Source organism: Psychrobacter sp. 4Dc (assembly GCF_002836715.1).
Taxonomy (GTDB): Bacteria; Pseudomonadota; Gammaproteobacteria; order Pseudomonadales; family Moraxellaceae; genus Psychrobacter.
In genome coordinates, this window is record NZ_PJAT01000063.1 from 1 (window position 1) to 19,678 (window position 19,678).

Here is a 19,678-nt window from a genome sequence, read left to right on the forward strand (position 1 = left end):
TACAAATGAAAATTATCCAGTAATATCATTGCCAGTTATATACAATACAAAAATATAATAACGCTACCTTCAATTCAAATTTCAATCTATTTATATGTTAGAAAATGGATTTATAGTTAATTGGAATCGTTGTTATATTTGACTTTTCTATTAGATATTCGCGGGGTAAGTTATCTTATTCAAAGCACTCAAATAACGCTAGATTTTGTAAGATTAATAATAATAAAGTGCGTATAGTACGTTATATTGATACCGCGATTAGTCATTAGGCATCAATTGTAGAAGATTCGCTGTTATCACAAATTTCAACGCAGACAATGCAAATATAGGTACTTATATCGATCTGACAATAGATGATATAAAAGTTTAAAATAGCCAAGCAAATTTTGTATTGCTAGATAGCGTTACGAACAAATAGTCGTTTACAGGACAATGAGAATGGAAAATAATTTTGAAGGTTTAAAAGTAATGGTAATTGATGATTCAAAAACCATTCGCCGTACTGCAGAAACTTTATTACAAAAAGCGGGCTGTGAAGTAGTGACCGCTATCGATGGTTTCGATGCGTTAGCGAAGATTGTAGATAACAATCCAGATATTATTTTTGTCGATATTATGATGCCACGTCTAGATGGATATCAGACTTGTGCGCTAATAAAAAATAACCCTGATTATGCTAATAAACCGGTAATCATGTTGTCATCTAAAGATGGTCTATTTGATAAGGCACGTGGTCGTATTGTGGGTTCTGATGAGTATCTGACCAAGCCATTTAGTAAAGATGAGCTTTTTGATGCCATTAATCAGTACCGTTAATCGAATAAATATAGACTTACAGGGAGTGATTGATATTATCGCTCCAGATTATTCAATACTGAATAATTATGATTAAAGAGTGGCTACCAGTCGATTTATAAGTGCTATTTTTAATCATTTTATCTGAACCATATATCAATATATCTTCACAGATATTTTAGAACATAAAGGAACCTCCTATGACTACCGTTTTAGTCATTGACGACTCGCCATCAGAAATGGCGAAATTTCGCGATATGCTTGCCAAAAACAACTTCCAAGTGTTGGAAGCGACCAATGGTGAGCAGGGTTGCCAGATGGCAGCTGAACATTTACCAGATGTAATCCTGATGGATGTGGTAATGCCTGAAATGAATGGGTTTCAGGCCACGCGCAAGATTACCCGCGGTAAAACCACTGCTCATATCCCTGTCATCATGATCAGTACCAAAAACCAAGAAACAGATAGAGTTTGGGGCAAGCGTCAAGGCGCTAAAGAATATATGAACAAACCAGTTGATGAAAGTGGATTGGTCAATATGATTCGCAAAGTGATGGAGTAACTTGTGGCTTCTAGAGGATTTATTGAGCTTCTGCGTTTAGCAGATTTGGCACGCGCGCGCAAAAGCGGTCGCCGCGGTGGCCAAGAGTTTGATTGGCAAGGTGTGGTATTTGAAATTGGTGGGCAGCGCTTAGTTGCCCCTATGGGTCAGGTATCAGAGGTATTATCTATGCCAGAATATACTAGCCTACCTCTAGTAAAGCCATGGATGCTAGGTATTGCCAACATTCGTGGGCGACTATTACCTTTGACGGATTTGTCGCATTTTTTGCAAGTCCCTAGTCGCTTGACACAAATGAGCCAACGAAAAGTTATCGTCATTGATTATGACAATAACTTTTCAGGACTGCTGGTTGATCAAGTACTTGGTATCGAACAGTTCACACAAGAACAGTATCGTCCAGAAGCCATAGATCCAGAGTCGCCGTTTGCGCCTTATAACCATGGCAAGTTTTTCAAAAACGACCAAGACTGGTATGTATTTATGCCAAGTTTGCTCGCACAGGATCCTCAGTATTCAGATGCTGCGATATAGCTATTACTTATAAAATACCTGTCTATTGAGTAACGATAGAGGAATAGCGACTGACATAATAGGGTTCGATGTCAGCATTTATACAGGCTTTGCTAATCATTGTTTAGATAACAATACGATTGTCAAAGTCAGCCACAATTAGACTTTGATGACTGTTTGAAAGGAAGACGCAAGATGAGTGATGTGATAAAAAAACCTGTAGCTGGTATGGCCAAAACATCAGCAGATGGCAAAGACGCTGATAGTACTTGGAAGCTATTGTTAGGATTTTTTGTTCTATTAAGTTTGGCTTGTCTGATTTGGCTAGTTAATTCGCTATCATCGGTAAGTCAGTATTTCGATAGTTTCAATCAATCCGTTATCTTGCCAGCGGCTGTATTTGCAATCGGCGCATTAGGGATTCTGTTTGCTTTGTACCAGCTACTGAAAAACCGTGGTGGATCAGAACGATCGCTTATTGAAAAAGAAACCTTGCGTCGTCGCCAAGAAGCAGAAGCTGAGTCTGAGCGAGCGCGTCAAATCCAAGAAGAAAACGAACGTAACCAGATCGCTATTTTACGTCTGCTTGATGAATTGGGTGATTTGGCAGAAGGTGATTTGACAGTCAACGCGACTGTATCAGAAGATTTTACAGGGGCAATTGCTGATTCAGTCAACTTTGCAATTGACCAATTGCGACAGCTGGTACTGGTTATTAACAGCACTGCTGACCGCGTATCGCAGTCTTCAGATCAAACGCAGATGAATGCTGTTGAACTGGCCGAAGCTTCTGAACACCAGGCACAAGAGATTGCTGGTGTATCAGCCGCTATTAATGAGATGACTGTCTCAATTGATCAGGTTTCAAACAACGCTGCGGAATCTGCAACGGTTGCCCAGCGTTCAGTTGCTATTTCTCACAATGGAGCAGAAGTTGTACAACGCTCTATTGAGGGTATGAACGTTATTCGTGATCAGATTCAAGAAACGTCAAAACGTATTAAGCGTCTTGGTGAGTCTTCGCAAGAGATTGGTGATATCGTTGGACTAATTAATGATATTGCTGACCAGACCAACGTTTTGGCATTGAACGCCGCTATTCAGGCATCGATGGCAGGGGAAGCGGGCCGAGGCTTCGCGGTTGTTGCTGATGAAGTACAGCGTCTGGCTGAGCGTTCAGCAAATGCTACTAAGCAGATTGAAACATTGGTAAAAACCATTCAGGCTGATACCAACGAAGCAGTTATGTCGATGGAGTCAACAACTTCTGAAGTTGTACGCGGCGCACGCTTAGCAAAAGATGCAGGTGAGGCGCTAGAAGAGGTACAGAGCGTTTCTAACACCTTGGCTGACTTGATTCAAAACATCTCAAACGCTGCATTACAACAGGCTGAGTCTGCGGGTCATATTTCTCACACCATGAACATCATTCAAGATATTACTTCACAGACTTCTTCTGGAACGATGGCAACAGCCCGTTCTATTGGTGAGTTAAGTGAAATGGCAGCAGCACTACAGGAATCGGTAACAGGCTTTAAGGTATCGAACGACGACGAGCTAGTAGATTATGAAGTGTTGGATACGGAAGGCGCATTGAAAGAAAGCGTTTAGTGATTAGTTATTCTGTTAGAACAAGATCGACAGCATTTGATTTTGCTGCGTATTGAATAAAGTTGCTGCTGTAAGAGTGATAACAAGAAGCCGTAATTATAGTAGATGATTTGTCTGGCATAGATGGTGTTAATTAGTTAAACCATCTGCTTAATACAGTTGATCTGACATTGGGTAATACTTTGATGAAAGTCGACAGTTTGGATGTGCAGCGATGGCAGAAGTACATAGAGCAAGAGACTGAATTTGTGCTGCCAGACGTACAGCTACAGTGGCTGGCTAATGCAATCGACTGTACGGCGAGGTCGAACGGATTGAGCGTTCAACAATTATGGTATCAACTATCGAAAAGTGATAGGTTTCGTCAACAGTTGCTAGATAAAGTACTCATTCATGAGAGTCGCTTCTTTCGACATAGACCCTCTATCGACTTTGTCACAGAATATGCATTGCAGCATCATAAAGCGGACAACATTGATAGTTTGTTTCGTATTTGGAGTGTTGGCTGCGCAAGTGGACAAGAAGCTTGGTCACTGGCCATGAGCTTGGCCGCACAGCGATGTCAAGACTATGAAATATTAGGGACAGACATCAGCGAAGAGGCTATTAAAAGCGCACGGCTGGGGCGATACGATAACAGGCAGCAAACTTTAATCCCGCAATCGTGTCAGCCGTTTGTTCAGCCGCTGCCTTCTAAGAGTACATTAAACAGATTGAAGCCTAGCAACCCAGAAGCGGCTAATAGTATGCAGAAAAAATGGCAAGTAGCACCTGTATTGCAGCCATATGTCAATTTTTCTGTACACAATATTATTGAACAAAAACCACCCACTACGCATCTTCAGAATGTGATTATTTGCCAAAACATGCTGCTATATTTTCGTAAATTTGATCAGCGTGATATTTTGGCACGGTTATCAGAGCAGTGCGCGTTAGAGGGATATATTATATTGGCTCCAGGTGAGGCGTTGTTCTGGCGTCCTTCAAATATGCGCCGCATTGCGCACCCACAGGTTAATGTGTGGCAAAAAATTAGTGCCTAAATTAGTGCATAGACGAGTTAGGATAAACCTATGAAAAACCAGCCCAATGACATCGTGACATTTCAGTGGTTGCTACCATTATTCAATCAGCAGTTAACACAGATATCTGACGGTTGGCAATTAGGTGAATCTAGCATCGACCATGAACAGCTGATATCAAGTTATCATCAGGTTAGTGGTGCACTCATCATACTTAAGCATCCCTTATTAGCAAATGTTGCTAGCAAGTTGAGTCAACTCGCAGGATTACGAAATTACGATGATTTTTCTGTCAAAGAGCGTCGTATAGGTCAGTTTTCTCATCGATTGTTGCAACGAGAGATCAATCAGTATGCGCGTACAGGAATCTATCATATAGGCCTAATAAGTAGGGCGGTTGATGAGCTGACCCAAGCCTTGTCTCAACGAGATATAGAAACTGATATTCTTGTAAACATTAGTGATATTCAGCATGAATACACGAATGATCATGCGAATAACGAAAATATTATCAATAGTATTGAAGTGGCCGTACCAACAGAACAGGCTACTGCTAGCTTGACAAGTGAACAGTGTCAGCAGTTGCTACTCGTATGGCGTCAACAAGTACAGGCATTACTAATCACTAATACAAATCAGTCGTCAGCACTCAGTACCTTAGAAAAAGCTAGCCAGTATCTCAGGCAGACAACACAAGATAGTGGTTTACAAAGACTATGGTGTTTAACCGAATTACTGCTAAGCGATCTGGCCCAAAACGAGAAACCACTTCCTGAGCGTTATGCTCCATTATTAGGTCAGCTTGATCAAGTTATAGAATCTTGTGCCCAATCAAATGAAGTACCTTCAACTATAGTTGTAAGATTGACCACCGCAATCTATGTCGAATTGAGTTATCTAGCGCACAGTAGCAAACGTACTCAGTCTATTTTGGATAAAGTATCTCAAAGTACTACGACAGCGTCTCGTTTTTTACCGCAATTATTGACTCAGCTTGATGCGCTTATCTTCAAGTTAGATGAGCCAGATAGCTTGGTAGCTCCTTTGCAATATATCAGAGAACAGCTCAAAAACCGAGGCTGGACTTACTATGTGTCTCAGGTGGAATCAATCCTTGCAGATTTAAAACAGTCTCTCGTATCAGAAACAAGTTTTGCGCAAGAGCAATGGCAAATTGAACGCAAGCTGCAAGAGTTATACAACGCTATTTATAGCACTGAGCAAACTATTTCTCTTAAGATTGGTGATGCGACCTCTTTTGCTACTGTGCCTGAAGTGATAAATAGTAACGAGACAGAATTAAAAGGTAAACATGACTCTATTCCTACCGATGATGGCCTACGTGAGCTTCGAATTGCAGTAGAAGAGATAAAGCAAAACTTCAACGACTATATACAACACCAAGATATTGGGTTATTACCAGCGTCTACTGATTTTACCAGTATTGGTCAAGCCTTTGACGATATGAAATTGCCAGAAATTCGTCATACTATGGATGATATCGGTAGTCTATTTGCACAGTTAACTACTCGTAATATTACTACCCCGAGCTGGAGTTTGGTGCAGGCGTTGGCTGAGAGCTTAACGTCTATTGAGCTATTACTTGATTATCTTGCGCAGCAGGTCTTTGATCAGCAGCTGCTTACTTTAGCAAATGAACATACGGCCAGAGCAACACAGCTTCTTGATACTGATATCGATTCACCAGAAACGCTTAATGAGACTGTGTTCGCTCAAGAGTCAGCTGCGACGAATGTTGTACGTTACGATGATAGTGGCGAGATCAGCCCTGTTATCAATATAGACGATGCAAATGTAGTTGAACAAGATAATGTGAGTCTGTCCAATAGTACTGAAAGTGATGCACTAAAGCAGGCTCGTGAACACGTGAAGCCTGATAACTTTGAAACAGATGAAGATGTCCACGATATCTTTATCGAAGAAGTGACTGAAATCATCACTGATCTTGAGGATTTTCTTCCTATCTGGGCGCAAGACTCACAAGATCTAACACCATTGACCGAAGTACGTAGAGGTTTTCACACTCTAAAAGGCTCAGGTCGTATGGTTGGTGCCTTTAGTATCAGTGAGATAGCATGGTCAATCGAAAACCTACTCAATCGTTTATTAGATAAAACATTGCCAGTAACAGATGATGTTGTGAATCTAGTAGTTGATACCACAAAAATTCTACCAGCGTTGGTAGCAGATTTTTCAGCGCAGCGCCCACCAAGCTTTGATCCTGCTATTGCTATCTTACAAAGTAGTAATCTTATGAGCCAGCAGCCGGTCAACACTGGACTGACGCTAGCTGAACTTGCTCCTAAAGAGTTTATGTCAGATGATGCAGAATTAGAAAAATCGCTACTAGAAATCGATGATGCTGATAACGATTCTAATAACGATAGTACCGAGTTGGTTACTGACTCGAATAACAAGGAAGCAAATACCAACGAATATCTATCTACATTGGATATTCCAGAGAATCTTGCACCTTTTATTAAAGAGACTAATAAACTACCAGCTGATGCCGACGGTGCAGATCCTGATATCAAAGAGATATTTATAGAAGAGGCCAATGAAGTATTGGCAGAAATTGTGCCGTTGTACGAAAGCTGGCAGGAAAATTCGACCGATCTAGAGGGATTAAAGGATATTCGCCGTGGTTTCCATACCTTGAAAGGTTCGGGCCGCATGGTAGGCGCTAACTATACAGCGGAACTGGCATGGTCTATAGAAAACATGCTTAACCGTGTTTTAGATAACAGTGTCGCTATCTCAGCTGATATACGTCAGTTGATTACAGATGTACTGGCAGCTTACCCCAAGATGCTCGTAGCATTTGAACAGGGTACTCAAGACTATCCAGCTGTTGTCCCAGTATGGATTGCATGTGCTGATGCGTATAGCAAACAGCAGGGTAATGGATTTAGTTATTCTGCGTTGTTTGCACAATTAGTAGATAGCTCTATAGATGAGATGGAAGAAAAGACGCCATTGTCTGATACGGCTGAGACTGGCTATGTTTATGATGACAACAGTAATGAAGCAATAGACTCTACCTTGCAGACCTTTCATTCGGTCAATGAAAAAATGGCTGAGGCAGCGGTTGTCCTTACCCCTCAAACTGAGGAAGAAAAAGCATTTTGTAAGATATTTATTGATGAAGCAGAAGAGCTGCTTGATTGTATCGAACAGTTTGTCAAAGACAATAGAGAACAGCATCATATAGAAATCACAGATGAAATCGTACGCGCATTTCATACTTTGCGCGGCGCTTCGGGTTCTAGTGCTTTGGCCGCTATCAGCGAAGTCAGTGCGACCATCGAGCATAGCTTGGAGTCATTACAACAACAAGATATAGGTATGAATGCTCAGCACTTAGCAGCATTAGCCCAGTCAGCCACATTAATAGATGGTTATCTGAATAATTATAAGCAAAATGTAGAGCAGCATGATGCATCAACAGAGGACGATGGGTCGCAGAGTCAGCATGATATAGCGTCATTGCAAGCCATGCTTGGTGAGCAATACGTGGCTAATGACACTACTGTCATGACCAATAAGAAACTGACGATAGAAGAGTTATTAGACAGTAATATTGATACGTTGCTCGATGCTGAGTGGGAACTAGATGATGCGTTGAATCATACTGAAATAGAGCATATTCAAAGTTATATAGAGCAGCAAATCTCTCAAATAGCCTCTCTCATGGAAAAGGCGCAAGCATTTCCAAAATTTGTCACGATTTTAGATGAGCTGGGTAATGCGTATCGTTATTTGAGTAATAATATCGATAAAGCTCAAAATCAAGACATTCAAGCGATATTGCATGCAGGTCATGCTCAGCTGATTGGCTTGTTCGATGCCTTAGCTGGAAGTACCTCCTTAAAAATAGATAAACAAGTCATTGATGATCTACAGAGTATTTATCAAGAAAGGGATGAGAACGAGGACGTTGGCTTCACCGTTAGAGTTGTTCCAGCAACTGAGCTACAGTTCGAAACCATTGATACTGATATCGAGCTATTAGAGATATTTTTAGAAGAAGCACAAGAGCTTGATACTGCACTAGATGAAAGCTTCAATAAATGGCGGGCCGATATCACCAATATCAATGCGCTGAAAGTTCTACAGCGTCATTTGCACACGATTAAAGGCGGTGCACGGATGGCCGGTATCCGTAGTATTGGTGATTTAACCCACGAAGCAGAAAGCGTCTATGAGTCGTTTGTAGAGAACCGAAGAGCGCCAACCGCGCAGTGGCTTGAAATCATGCAAATGGTGCAAGATACGATGTCACTACAAGTGATGCATATTGTGAGTCATAAGAAATCTTTCTTTACTCCAGAGCTAATTGAACAGTTGCATCAGCTTGAAAAAGCAAAAACGTTACCAGAGGTAGTCGATCTAGTCATACCAGTACCAAAAAATCACTTTGAACCTACAGAGCGTAGCATTGCTGCCAATGTTGTTGATAGTGATAATGAGGCATTGAGTACCCTAAGTCTGGATAGCATGATTAAGCAATCATGGGCCAATGGATTGCCTGATCCTGATATATTAGCGGTATTTTTAGAAGAAGCAGAAGAGCTTACCAATCGTAATAAGTATCTGCACTTGTTCTTAAAAGATACGAGTAATACCACAGCGTTACAAGCGCTCCAACGTGACTTGCATACCATAAAGGGTGGCGCACGAATGGTCACTGCCTCTGGTATTGCTGATTTGGCGCACGAGATGGAGTCGGTCTATACGGATTTTGTCAGTAATCGACGTCCAGCCACCAAAAAAGTATTAGAGTTGCTGGTTGCAAGTCATGACTGGCTGGCTGATGCAGTATTTATTCTTCAACAACATGTTAATCCACCGACGCCTACGCTGTTAATTGAAGCGTTGGAGCAATTTGGTAGAAACCCTGATAGCCTAAAAACGATACCTAAAGAGTCTCTACAAGCCCAGCGTGAAGCAATCTTGATTGCCAAAGAAAACCAAGATTCGCAGTATCTTGCAAAAGATATCAGTGAAATGCCGTCTATGCTTAGAGATACTCATGAGGAAGATCAGAGCGCTAGTAGCAATGAGATGATTCGTATCTCGGGTGGTTTAATTGAGCACATGATTAATTTATCTGGTGAGTCAGCGATTAACCGTGCTCGTATCGATATGGGTATCAGTAGTCTAACAAACAGTATTGAAGAGATGGGTACGACAGTACAACGTTTGGCAGATCAGCTACGTCGTATGGAGATCGAGCTAGAAGCACAGATTCTATCTCAAATAGATGAGGAACTCATCGATAATGAAGACTTTGACCCTCTAGAGATGGATCAATACTCATCTTTGAATCAGCTGTCTAAATCTTTAACAGAGTCGGCCTCAGATTTGGTTGATATTAATCATACATTATTAGAAAAAACCCGTGATAGCGAAAGCCTGCTGCTACAGTTATCTCGTACCCAGACGGAACTGCAAGACGGTTTGATGAATTCACGTATGGTGCCATTTACACGCTTGACACCACGTCTTGAACGTATCGTACGTCAAACAGCTAACGAGCTTAATAAGTCTGTTGAACTGACCATTGTTAATGCTGATGACGAGATGGATAGAACCATCCTAGAGCGCATTACGTCACCGCTTGAGCATATGTTACGTAATGCTGTCGACCATGGTATTGAAACCACGTCAACCCGTCTGAAGTCAGGCAAAGAGCGTAGTGGTCGTATCACCCTTGAGGTCCGTCGTGAAGGTAGTGAAATCGTCATTCAATTAACAGATGATGGGCGAGGTATTGATGTTGAAGCAGTACGTAGTAAAGCCATCTCTCAGGGTCTAATTGATGCAGATAATAATAGTCTGTCAGACCTTGATATTATGCAATATATTTTCAACGCTGGATTAAGTACTAGTCAGCAAGTGACTCAGATTTCTGGACGCGGCGTTGGTATGGACGTTGTTATTAGTGAAATTCGTCAACTAGGTGGAGCGGTATCCGTCGTTTCAGAGTTGGGTAAAGGCTCAAGTTTCACAATGCGTCTACCACTGACGGTAGCCGTGTCTGACGCGTTGGTTGTTCGTGCTGCAGATCGCTACTATGCGATTCCATTGGTACAGATTGAGCGCGTGGTTCGAATGAATCCAGAGAAGCTCTATGACTACTATCAATCAAATGATGCCACATTGAATTTTGAAGACACTGAGTATCGAGTACGTTATCTAAATGAAATTTTATCAGGCAATAAGTTAAATGAGTTGGTGGTAAATACCAATACCAGCTTACCGCTTATCATTATTAAAAACCGTACTGGACAGAATATCGCTTTGCAAGTGGATCAGATTGCAGGTTCGCGCATAGAAGTTGTTGTCAAACCTTTAGGCCAACAGTTATCAAATATTCCAGGGGTTTCAGCTGCTACTATTATGGGTGATGGCTCGGTCATGCTCATCTTAGATTTGATTGCCCTTATGCGTAATGCGCAATTGGTCAAGAATATTACGAAAGCTGCTGATGCTAAAAGAGGACGTATAGAGTCTAAATCTACCATTCTAGTCGTCGATGACTCCGTGACGGTACGTAAAGTAACCTCACGTTTCTTAGAGCGCCAAGGGTTCAATGTGGCAGTCGCTAAAGATGGTATTGACGCAATTGAGATATTGCAAGATATGACACCAGACATGATATTGCTTGATATCGAAATGCCTCGTATGGACGGCTTCGAGGTCGCCACTCAAGTCCGACATAATAGTCGTCTAAAGCAAATTCCGATTATTATGATAACGTCACGTACTGGCGAAAAGCATCGTGAGCGTGCCTTAGAGATTGGTGTGAATGACTATATGGGTAAACCATTCCAAGAAAAAGAGCTGCTTGATAAAATGCAAAAATTACTAGGTGAAGGGGTCAGCCTGACTAATGAAGGATAATGCACGTGTTTTAGCGCTGCGAAAAAAAAATAGAAACGATATTAAAGTGATGGTGGTGGCAGAAGACCATCGCCAGCGCATGGCGTTTTCAGATACGGTACGTGGCTTCGGCTTTACGCTGGTCGGCTGTGTGTCACGAGCACAGTGGCGGGAAACAGGTGCGCTTTCTAACTCAGCTATCGATATTTGGCTGATAGACAGTGATTATGATGACAGTGTGGCAATAGCGACGGTGGCATCCAAACCAGCAGCAGTATTAGTGGGCTTCAGTCAAGCACCGTATCTAAACGAATCACAAGAATATGCAAAATGGCAGCGTAAGTTAAAGCGTAAATTTGCTCAACTGCTTGACTTGCCAATATTGGTAGATGCTCCAGCTTACAAGAGTGCTGATACTGACTGGCATTATGTCGTATTTTTGGGTGCCTCTACGGGCGGTCCTAGCGCGGTAAAAGAATTCTTAGATAACGTACCAGCCACACTGCCAATTTGTATTTTATTGGCACATCATTTTAATCAGGCTATGATTGGTACGTTGCCCCGCATACTTAATCGTCATAATGACTGGCGCTGTAAGATTATCGCTTCTTCACAGCGGCTACGAGCAGGAGAGTGTCTGATAGTACCTATTGATAAGCAGGTTGTCTGCGATTCAACAGGTCGCGTGATACTATTGGATCAAGATTGGCATGGTGAATATAAGCCTGCAATCGGGCAGCTGCTCAAAAATACCAGTGATGTCTATGGTAGCGAGCTTATTAATATTATATTTTCAGGTATGGGTAATGATGGCTCTCAGTATCTAGATTTAATCCAAGACAATAACAGTCAATTATGGGCACAAGATCCGAGCTTGAGCGCATGTCCAAGTCAACCTCAGGCTATCATTGACTCAGGGTGTTGCAATTTTGTTGGTAGCCCTACCGATTTAGCAAAAAAACTAACCGATTACATTGGTGAAAGGGCAGCTAGCCGTTCACATTAACTTATTGCGAGTGACTTATGACACAAATTTTGAAACATTCGTTTGAGGCTGTGAGTCTGTTGACTACCAACAACGGTATGCTTGACGTCACTATTGTTCCAGCAGTTAACCAGCCGGACTGGATCATTCCGAGTAGCCTGATTTTGAGTGTGGATGAGTCCCAGCAGCAGGTTTCTAGATACGACTGGCAACAGCAAGATTTGGCTGTATTTCATTTGTTACTGCAAGATCAAATCCCAGACAAAATGATTGTTTTGGAAGGTAATACGACTGATCACCGTTTTGCCTTACAGACGGCAGGTGACTTGCGTCAGCTGCAAGCACGAATTTCTGAAGTGAAAGATGTAGAGACACCTGAACAGTTTAGTACTGCCAATGGCGAAGATAGGGAAGAGTATTTTGATAAAAATGACGTCTTATCCTACCTATATCAAACAGTGATGATTGATGACGAGCTATACTTAGTACCAGATTTAGACAAAATTGCCTATCACCTGATTGATTCGGATAGCTAGATTCTTATCGCTATTTAAGGTATTCTCCATTCTATAAATAGTAAGCCAGTAACGTTAATGACTTCATCTGTTGAAGAGCATTAGCTAGCTTATAAAACTGATTAGAGATAATTCCTGATAAAGGTAGTAGAGTCACTCATGAATAATGCCAACTCGAATATATCAAAGTGGTCGGTTAGTAGCCGTATTTTTCATTGGATTAGTGCAGCCTTACTGTTAGTCACATGGCTAATGATACTGCTATATGAGAATTTAGATAGCAATATGTTTATTGGATACCATAAAGCGTTCGGCGTGAGCTTATTATTCTGGATGATTGCTCGAGTCATCAACCGCGTTTTTACTAAGGCGCCACCACCGTTAGCTATGCCAAAATGGCAAATGCTCGTATCTCAGCTGTCACATTTTGCTCTCTATGCCATACTGATTGCTATGCCAATGGTTGGCTTATTGATGGCAGTATATGGCGGTCGACCAGTCGATATTTTTGGTATTTTTCAGATACCTGTATTCGTGACCCCAGATAGAAGTTTGGCTCGTTTTTACAATAACTTGCATACTGAGATTATCTGGCCAATGATTATTGGTTTTACGGTCTTGCATATAGCCGCCGCGCTATACCATCAGTTTGTCAAAAAAGACAATCTCATTGCCCGTATGAAATAATCTATAATCGATAAACATCAAAAAGCCCCAAGTATCAAACTTGGGGCTTTTTTTATTCATTGTAGAAATACGTACTGTTAGAATGCTATTTCTTATGCTCAGGTAAATTGATATTCATCTCTAACACATCTAAGCTGTCTTCAGAACGATGGTTAATATTGACATCATCAATCTGCACACCGTTAACGTATTTGTTCACAACTTCTAAGATTTCACGTTTCATTTTTTCGATACGATCAACCGTTAATCGATTGTTTAATCTGTTTTCGCTAGCAACGATAACTTTTAAACGCTCAGTTGCTAAATTTGCACTACCTGCGTTACTGTTGTCGTCAGTACCAAATAGGCTACTCCAAAATCCTTTTTTCTTAGTCATCATTATCCCCCAAACCAGCGCTGTAATAGACTCTTTTTCTTCACGTCAATATGACGTAGTGGACGCTCTTCACCCAAGAAACGGGCGACAATGTCTTCATAACATTGACCAGCAACAGAGTCAGTATAATGAATAACTGGTTCGCCATGGTTGGACGCTTCGAGCACTGAATGGCTCTCGGGAACAACACCAAGTAGTGGAACTTTTAGGATATCGTTCGAGATAGTATCAATATCCATCATCTCATTGGCAGCCGCACGTTCAGGATTATAACGAGTGATAATCAAATGCTCGCGAACAGTCCCTTGGTTCTCTTCTACTTTTTTCGTCTGACTTTGCAGAATACCGATGATTCTATCTGAGTCACGCACTGAAGAGATCTCAGGGTTAGTGACAATAATAGCTTCGTCCGCATGGTACATCGCTAGCTGTGCACCGCGCTCAATACCAGCAGGCGAGTCACAGATGATATAGTCAAACTGTTTAGAGAGTTCAGCCATTACCTCTGATACCCCTTCGTCAGTCAATGCGTCTTTATCACGCGTCTGACTGGCTGGCAGGATATACAGGTTTTCAAGCTGTTTGTCTTTGACAAGTGCTTGCGACAAGCGCGCATTTCCAGTGATGACATCTACGAAGTCATAAACAATTCTGTTTTCGCAACCCATGATTAAGTCTAGATTACGTAGACCTACATCAAAGTCGATAACAACTGTTTTATAGCCACGTAATGCCAAACCAGCGGCAAAAGAAGCACTTGTCGTGGTTTTACCCACACCGCCTTTACCTGAAGTGATTACAACTATCTTCGCCACAATGGCACACTCCTATGAATCAATGGGATATCTTTTATATAAATAGCAAAATTACATGTTATTTACCTAACATATATACACTATCTTCGAAGCTAGCCTAGCATAAATAAACAAAAATTTATAGCAGCTCGATACTAAAGCAGAAAAACAACCTATGTATCGCTCAATTAGCCTCTTTGCGTGGTATTGGTAGGGTCATAGTCATGCTTTTTGGCTTGTTGAATAGAGCAGCTTAACTACCTTAGTTTTCTATAAAGTCACTTCACCGTGTATTATTTTTAATGGCGTCTTAAGCTTCATCCATCACGGTAAACACTAAGCCTTCGCCTTCTACAAATTTTACTTGTACCGACTTGTCGATGACATGCTCAGGTAAGTTGTCTCGTAAGCAGTAAGTTCCTGCTACTGACACCAATGACGGATTAAAGACTTGGCAAAATATACGGGCATCTTTATCCCCTGTTGCACCTGCCACCAAACGTCCTTGTGCACGGCCATATACATGTAAGCTATTGTCAGTAATCGCTTCAGCACCACTATTGATACTACTGGTCAAAATCAAGTCGCCACCAACGTGATTGAGGCTTTGTCCTGAACGCAGCATTTGATCATAGATTAAGCTAGTAATATGCTGGGTACTTACCAATGTCTCGGTTGGCATATTAGATAGTGTCGTTTCAGTAGCAGGTTCGCTCGTGGTAGAAGTATCATCGACGCTATTAGCATTAACTACTTCGGCGTTGTTGTTCTCTACTGCCTTTTGAGTAGGGATGGGGGCTTTTTTACTTGGTAATATACGTTCAATACGCTTACCATCTGCTGGAAATATCGCTAAGCGTTGCTCACGTGCTTGCGCATCCAGCACTCCTGTCACCACGCCAATAGGCTGCAATCCCCATGCCCATAACAGCTCTACCAATGCTGATAAATCCTGCTCAACGTCACTATCAATAAGGATAGGAATATTGCTCGATTTATTGCTGAGCGTTTCAGTTAGCTGAGCTTCTATAGCTGCTAGATCGTTTGTACTAAACTGTACGCGTGAAAACGTCAGCATCTTGCCATAGAAAGCTAGCGCTGGTGCAGTCTGGTTATCGTTAGCTGAAACTGTCATATACAAACCCTTAAAAATAATTCTGTCACGGTATTATGTCTCTTATTACGTCATGCTATTAGATAGCTAAACTATAGATTTAGTATATCTTGGTGCTTCCATTGCTGCACTTTTACTTGCGCTTCAAACGCAGTCAAACTGTCATCAATGATACTAGAAATTAAGGTATCTAGCGCTGTATTATTGGTATCTATTTGCGCAATACCGCTAGCAATTTCCATCATTAATATATCCAAGCGCTTAGGGTCTAAAAGTCGCTTGTTTAATGCATTTACGACGTTCTCACCGATATTGTGCCCGACGTGATGTAGCTGTGATTCAATAAGGCTGCCCGCGATAGGTATCATGCGTAGATAGCGGCGCAACTCAGGTGTGTTGGCCAATCCTTCTTCAATAGCATTACCCATCTCGCTCGCCAATATACTGCCCCCACCTGATGAGGCAGTCAGTTCTTGTAGCTTCGGTGCAAGCTCTGTACGCAGCACAGACAATACGGCCGCTTCAATCTCATTTCGATTTTTTGCAATCGTCGACTCAATGAATGATTTATGCGTGTCTGAACTGGTTAGCTCTTGTCGAAAGTTTTGTATCGCTGTCAAAATAACGCGATCTGAGAGCTCTTCTAACAGTAGGTCAATGTAGAACTTGATTCGATTGATCCACGCCTGCGGCAGTACTTGATAGCCAAGCTGATATAGACGTCGTCCAATAACGACCGCTCGCAGCAGTCGCAAAGCACGTAGCTGCGGAAAACAGCCTAATACTTCGTACCAATGAACGAATGGGAAAAAGAACCAGCGATAATAGACTTTTTGTTTGATGGCAATCGCCCAACGCAATAGCAACTCAACGACCAAAAAGATAGTAAAAAATCCTCCAGCAGTGCGTAGAGGATCATGTAGGGTTGTTTGATACCAATTGAGCGCTTCACTGATGGTTAGCCATTCTGCAGCATTACTACTAAAATTGCTCATCAAAATAGCGTCGATACTGATCAATAGCAGATCAATACTGATGGCAATAATCATGACAATATCGTAAGTGAGCTTAAAGCGACTCGGCTTTGGATGGTTCGGTTTTGGTGGCTCATCACTTATTGGATAAGGAGGCTGACTCAAAACAGATTCGGTAGCTAACGGCGAGCTAGTAGTAGAGGTGGGCACAGTCATACCTTATAAGTAATAAATGGCACAAAAAATGGGTAAGAATTCGATATTTACTACCATTTACTATCAAAGTAGACATCGAAAATCTATAAGTTCATGATTAGTCACATTATCAATGAATAAGGCTAAAAAACAACCCATCCTTAATTAAAATTTACTTATGATGCATGGCTGTTTTAACAGTAAACATCATAAGTAAGATATGACTATTGTGACATTTGTACCCGTAACTTTGTCGCCCAATAATTTTTTATCTCGTTATCGATATTTACTACTTAGTGCGCTTGCATAGACTGTGCTTGGTATTTGATAAGATTTCACGGTCCGCCAGTTTAGTACTGCTGAGTATCCTCATTAGGTATCTTGCGTTTTAGAATTGGTTTCAAAATCTGCCAACATAGTGCTAATTCGTTCATCTTTTTGACGCCACACTTGTTCAACCCAGTCGAACATTTGAGCTTTTATATCTTCATCATTTTCGTAGCCACCTTGCTTGATACTTTCGAATAATGCATCTGGTATATCGATGTAGCGCAAATCAACGCCCAAACGTTTGATATTACCTTTCCAAAGATCGCCATAGCTTGGTACACCATCAGGATATACGATGGTCATGTCTAGTATGCCATCGATATCCTCACCTAGTGCGCTGATGGCCAGTGATAATCCGCCTGCACGAGGTTTCAATAAGTGCTTATAAGGCGATTTTTGCTGAACTTGTTTGGCTTTGGTAAAACGAGTACCTTCCAAATAATTTAATAAGGTAAAAGGTTTGTCTTTTAGTAGGGCGCAGGCACGTTTGGCTTCTTCGATGTCTTTGCCTTTTAGCGCAGGGTTTTTGGCAATGGCTTCTTTTGAGTGTCGGCGCATCATTGGAAAATCTAAAAAGTAAAAAGCTTGGCCAACGATAGGGATGTAGATCAGCTCAAACTTGGTAAAAAATCGCGTAAGTGGCAAACGTTTTTCGCCAATATACTGCACGATGCTAGTATCGACCCATGATTGGTGGTTGCTCACTAGCAGGTATTTACCATTGGTATGGATATCGTCCGGTAGGTTGATACGCCAATCTTTACGAGGCAACATGTTATCGATCAAGGCACTGTTGCTACTGATCCAGTGAGTAGCAATTTTTATGACGGCTTTGTCTGCAATAGAGGCGCCAGTAATGACTTTACCGACGCCCATTAGCCATAAAGGAATACTACCACCGAAGCTATTGGCGGCGATGACACCAGTGGCTGTTGCAAGCGACACAGCTTTACCCAATTTAGGCGAACGTTTATGCATTTTTCGAATGGTAGATGTCAATCGCATGCTCAATCCTTTTCAGTCTATCTGATTAATAATAAGCCGTATGCCGCTGAATCTGTCCTAGTCAAGTCAGGGATATTATGAACGTAAAGCTTCAAATTATGACTATTTAAAGCCGACAAATTCAGCGATATAATTTTAGCAGAAACATGTTGTAGTGTACGGTTGTAAACGTGACTAGTGGTAGCAAGGCGCGAAGATTTGACCTATAAAACCATTGAAATATAACCTGCACTTCTCATACATAGGTATGACAAAATATTACACAGAGATAGGTTGTAGTTGCCATAATAATGGGGAATGTAGATAAGTACTTAAAAAAGATTAACGGACAATCTTTATAAAAAGCACGATTTTTTAAACTTAAGAGGAAATATTATGCGTAATACTTTAATGATTGCAGCAGTAGCATCAGGTCTAGCACTTAGCGGTTGTACAACAGATCCAAACACTGGACAACAGCGTCTAAACAAAGCTGCTCTAGGTGGTCTAGTTGGTGCAGCAGGTGGTGCAACTATTTCAAAAGCAACAGGCGGCGACAAAACTGGTCGTGATGCGGCTATCGGCGCAGCATTAGGTGCAGGCGTTGGTTACTACATGGAGCGTCAAGCTCGTCAGCTTGAGCAGCAAATGGCTGGCACAGGCGTAACTGTTGAGCAAAATCCAACCACTGGTAACATTGATTTGGTTATGCCAGGTAGCATCACGTTCTCATTTGATGATGCAACCCTTAGCTCATCATTCAAGCCAACGCTTGATAAGCTTGCTTCAACGATGAACCAGTACAACCAAAACACAATTACTATCGCTGGTCACACTGATAGCAAAGGTTCAGCATCTTACAACATGGGTCTGTCACGTGATCGTGCTTACTCAGTTGCTAACTACTTAACAGCTCGCGGTGTTGCTTCAAACCGTGTAAACGTTGTTGCTTACGGTGAGTCACGTCCAATCGCAGATAACAACACTGAATATGGCCGTGGTCAAAACCGCCGTGTTGAGCTAACAGTTAACGCACCACAGAGCGTAAACTAATAAATAGCTATATAGCTATTAAATATGTGCTAGATATTTGAGCGCATATATTTCAAAAAGAGTCAGCAATATGCTGGCTCTTTTTTTGTGTTTTCAGTTTGAATAAAACAATGATGATTGATAGATATAGTTAATATTAAATTAAATATTGATAATGATTATCAATAACACTATAATTTGTCAGTGTTTGCTATCAATGCAATATTAAACGTCTTATCGTGCGCACTGAGAGTCAATGTGCATGGCTAAGATAGCCTGCTG

14 protein-coding genes and 1 pseudogene are annotated in these 19,678 nt (G+C 41.5%); 10 read left to right on the forward strand and 5 right to left on the reverse strand.

Translation table 11 applies throughout. The annotated features are described in order from the left end of the window. The first annotated feature begins 438 nt into the window (after nucleotides 1–438). The 9 genes and pseudogenes from pilG to CXF61_RS03145 all read left to right on the forward strand — a co-directional run bounded on the left by pilG (nucleotide 439) and on the right by CXF61_RS03145 (nucleotide 13,597). Nucleotides 439–816, forward strand: coding sequence for a twitching motility response regulator PilG (gene pilG, locus CXF61_RS03105; RefSeq protein WP_057761576.1), 378 nt, complete (start codon nucleotides 439–441; stop codon nucleotides 814–816). Between the two features lie 179 nt (nucleotides 817–995). Beyond that, the gene (locus tag CXF61_RS03110) at nucleotides 996–1,358 is read left to right on the forward strand and encodes a response regulator (RefSeq protein WP_057761573.1); all 363 of its coding nucleotides are present in this window, start codon (nucleotides 996–998) and stop codon (nucleotides 1,356–1,358) included. 3 nt (nucleotides 1,359–1,361) lie between these two features. After that, nucleotides 1,362–1,892 carry a chemotaxis protein CheW gene (locus CXF61_RS03115; RefSeq protein ID WP_160022438.1) on the forward strand — a complete coding sequence of 177 codons (531 nt, stop codon included), beginning with the start codon at nucleotides 1,362–1,364 and terminating at the stop codon, nucleotides 1,890–1,892. A gap of 303 nt (nucleotides 1,893–2,195) precedes the next feature. Then, nucleotides 2,196–3,482: pseudogene (locus tag CXF61_RS03120) on the forward strand (methyl-accepting chemotaxis protein); the annotation flags it as partial. 185 nt (nucleotides 3,483–3,667) lie between these two features. Continuing rightward, the gene (locus tag CXF61_RS03125; RefSeq protein ID WP_165597111.1) at nucleotides 3,668–4,525 is read left to right on the forward strand and encodes a CheR family methyltransferase; all 858 of its coding nucleotides are present in this window, start codon (nucleotides 3,668–3,670) and stop codon (nucleotides 4,523–4,525) included. 30 nt (nucleotides 4,526–4,555) lie between these two features. Then, nucleotides 4,556–11,431 (forward strand): Hpt domain-containing protein, encoded by a 6,876-nt coding sequence (locus CXF61_RS03130; RefSeq protein WP_165597112.1) that lies wholly within the window; start codon nucleotides 4,556–4,558, stop codon nucleotides 11,429–11,431. Further along, a complete protein-coding gene (locus CXF61_RS03135; protein ID WP_165597113.1) occupies nucleotides 11,421–12,416 on the forward strand; it encodes a chemotaxis protein CheB in 996 nt (331 codons plus the stop codon). Before CXF61_RS03130 ends, CXF61_RS03135 begins: the two co-directional genes overlap by 11 nt. A gap of 17 nt (nucleotides 12,417–12,433) precedes the next feature. Beyond that, nucleotides 12,434–12,931 carry a hypothetical protein gene (locus tag CXF61_RS03140; RefSeq protein ID WP_165597114.1) on the forward strand — a complete coding sequence of 166 codons (498 nt, stop codon included), beginning with the start codon at nucleotides 12,434–12,436 and terminating at the stop codon, nucleotides 12,929–12,931. 138 nt (nucleotides 12,932–13,069) lie between these two features. Further along, nucleotides 13,070–13,597 (forward strand): cytochrome b, encoded by a 528-nt coding sequence (locus CXF61_RS03145; protein WP_165597115.1) that lies wholly within the window; start codon nucleotides 13,070–13,072, stop codon nucleotides 13,595–13,597. 85 nt (nucleotides 13,598–13,682) lie between these two features. Here CXF61_RS03145 and minE read toward each other — a convergent pair whose 3' ends face one another. The 5 genes from minE to CXF61_RS03170 all read right to left on the reverse strand — a co-directional run bounded on the left by minE (nucleotide 13,683) and on the right by CXF61_RS03170 (nucleotide 18,385). Then, complete coding sequence (gene minE, locus CXF61_RS03150; protein WP_057762631.1) at nucleotides 13,683–13,973, reverse strand: cell division topological specificity factor MinE; 291 nt, start codon at nucleotides 13,971–13,973, stop codon at nucleotides 13,683–13,685. 2 nt (nucleotides 13,974–13,975) lie between these two features. After that, nucleotides 13,976–14,788 carry a septum site-determining protein MinD gene (gene minD, locus CXF61_RS03155; protein ID WP_057761560.1) on the reverse strand — a complete coding sequence of 271 codons (813 nt, stop codon included), beginning with the start codon at nucleotides 14,786–14,788 and terminating at the stop codon, nucleotides 13,976–13,978. Between the two features lie 289 nt (nucleotides 14,789–15,077). Next, nucleotides 15,078–15,902 (reverse strand): septum site-determining protein MinC, encoded by an 825-nt coding sequence (gene minC, locus CXF61_RS03160; protein WP_165597116.1) that lies wholly within the window; start codon nucleotides 15,900–15,902, stop codon nucleotides 15,078–15,080. 71 nt (nucleotides 15,903–15,973) lie between these two features. Continuing rightward, nucleotides 15,974–17,071: a hypothetical protein gene (locus CXF61_RS03165; RefSeq protein ID WP_227526578.1), complete on the reverse strand. Its 1,098-nt coding sequence runs from the start codon at nucleotides 17,069–17,071 to the stop codon at nucleotides 15,974–15,976. Nucleotides 17,072–17,422: 351 nt separating this feature from the next. Then, nucleotides 17,423–18,385 carry an acyltransferase gene (locus tag CXF61_RS03170; protein WP_165597117.1) on the reverse strand — a complete coding sequence of 321 codons (963 nt, stop codon included), beginning with the start codon at nucleotides 18,383–18,385 and terminating at the stop codon, nucleotides 17,423–17,425. Between the two features lie 375 nt (nucleotides 18,386–18,760). On the opposite strand from CXF61_RS03170, the gene CXF61_RS03175 reads away from it, so the two are divergent. After that, entirely contained in the window at nucleotides 18,761–19,417 is a 657-nt protein-coding gene (locus CXF61_RS03175; RefSeq protein WP_057761553.1) for a YiaD family glycine zipper/OmpA-like lipoprotein, read from the forward strand. The last annotated feature ends 261 nt before the right edge of the window (nucleotides 19,418–19,678 follow it).

Bases quoted from the DNA above. Each gene is read 5' to 3' on its own strand.
- CXF61_RS03170 (WP_165597117.1), bottom strand. From the start codon at position 18,385: ATGCGATTGACATCTACCATTCGAAAAATGCATAAACGTTCGCCTAAA.
- CXF61_RS03140 (WP_165597114.1), top strand. From the start codon at position 12,434: ATGACACAAATTTTGAAACATTCGTTTGAGGCTGTGAGTCTGTTGACT.
- minC (WP_165597116.1), bottom strand. From the start codon at position 15,902: ATGACAGTTTCAGCTAACGATAACCAGACTGCACCAGCGCTAGCTTTC.
- CXF61_RS03165 (WP_227526578.1), bottom strand. From the start codon at position 17,071: ATGACTGTGCCCACCTCTACTACTAGCTCGCCGTTAGCTACCGAATCT.
- CXF61_RS03110 (WP_057761573.1), top strand. From the start codon at position 996: ATGACTACCGTTTTAGTCATTGACGACTCGCCATCAGAAATGGCGAAA.
- CXF61_RS03130 (WP_165597112.1), top strand. From the start codon at position 4,556: ATGAAAAACCAGCCCAATGACATCGTGACATTTCAGTGGTTGCTACCA.
- CXF61_RS03145 (WP_165597115.1), top strand. From the start codon at position 13,070: ATGAATAATGCCAACTCGAATATATCAAAGTGGTCGGTTAGTAGCCGT.
- CXF61_RS03135 (WP_165597113.1), top strand. From the start codon at position 11,421: ATGAAGGATAATGCACGTGTTTTAGCGCTGCGAAAAAAAAATAGAAAC.
- CXF61_RS03175 (WP_057761553.1), top strand. From the start codon at position 18,761: ATGCGTAATACTTTAATGATTGCAGCAGTAGCATCAGGTCTAGCACTT.
- CXF61_RS03125 (WP_165597111.1), top strand. From the start codon at position 3,668: ATGAAAGTCGACAGTTTGGATGTGCAGCGATGGCAGAAGTACATAGAG.
- pilG (WP_057761576.1), top strand. From the start codon at position 439: ATGGAAAATAATTTTGAAGGTTTAAAAGTAATGGTAATTGATGATTCA.
- minE (WP_057762631.1), bottom strand. From the start codon at position 13,973: ATGACTAAGAAAAAAGGATTTTGGAGTAGCCTATTTGGTACTGACGAC.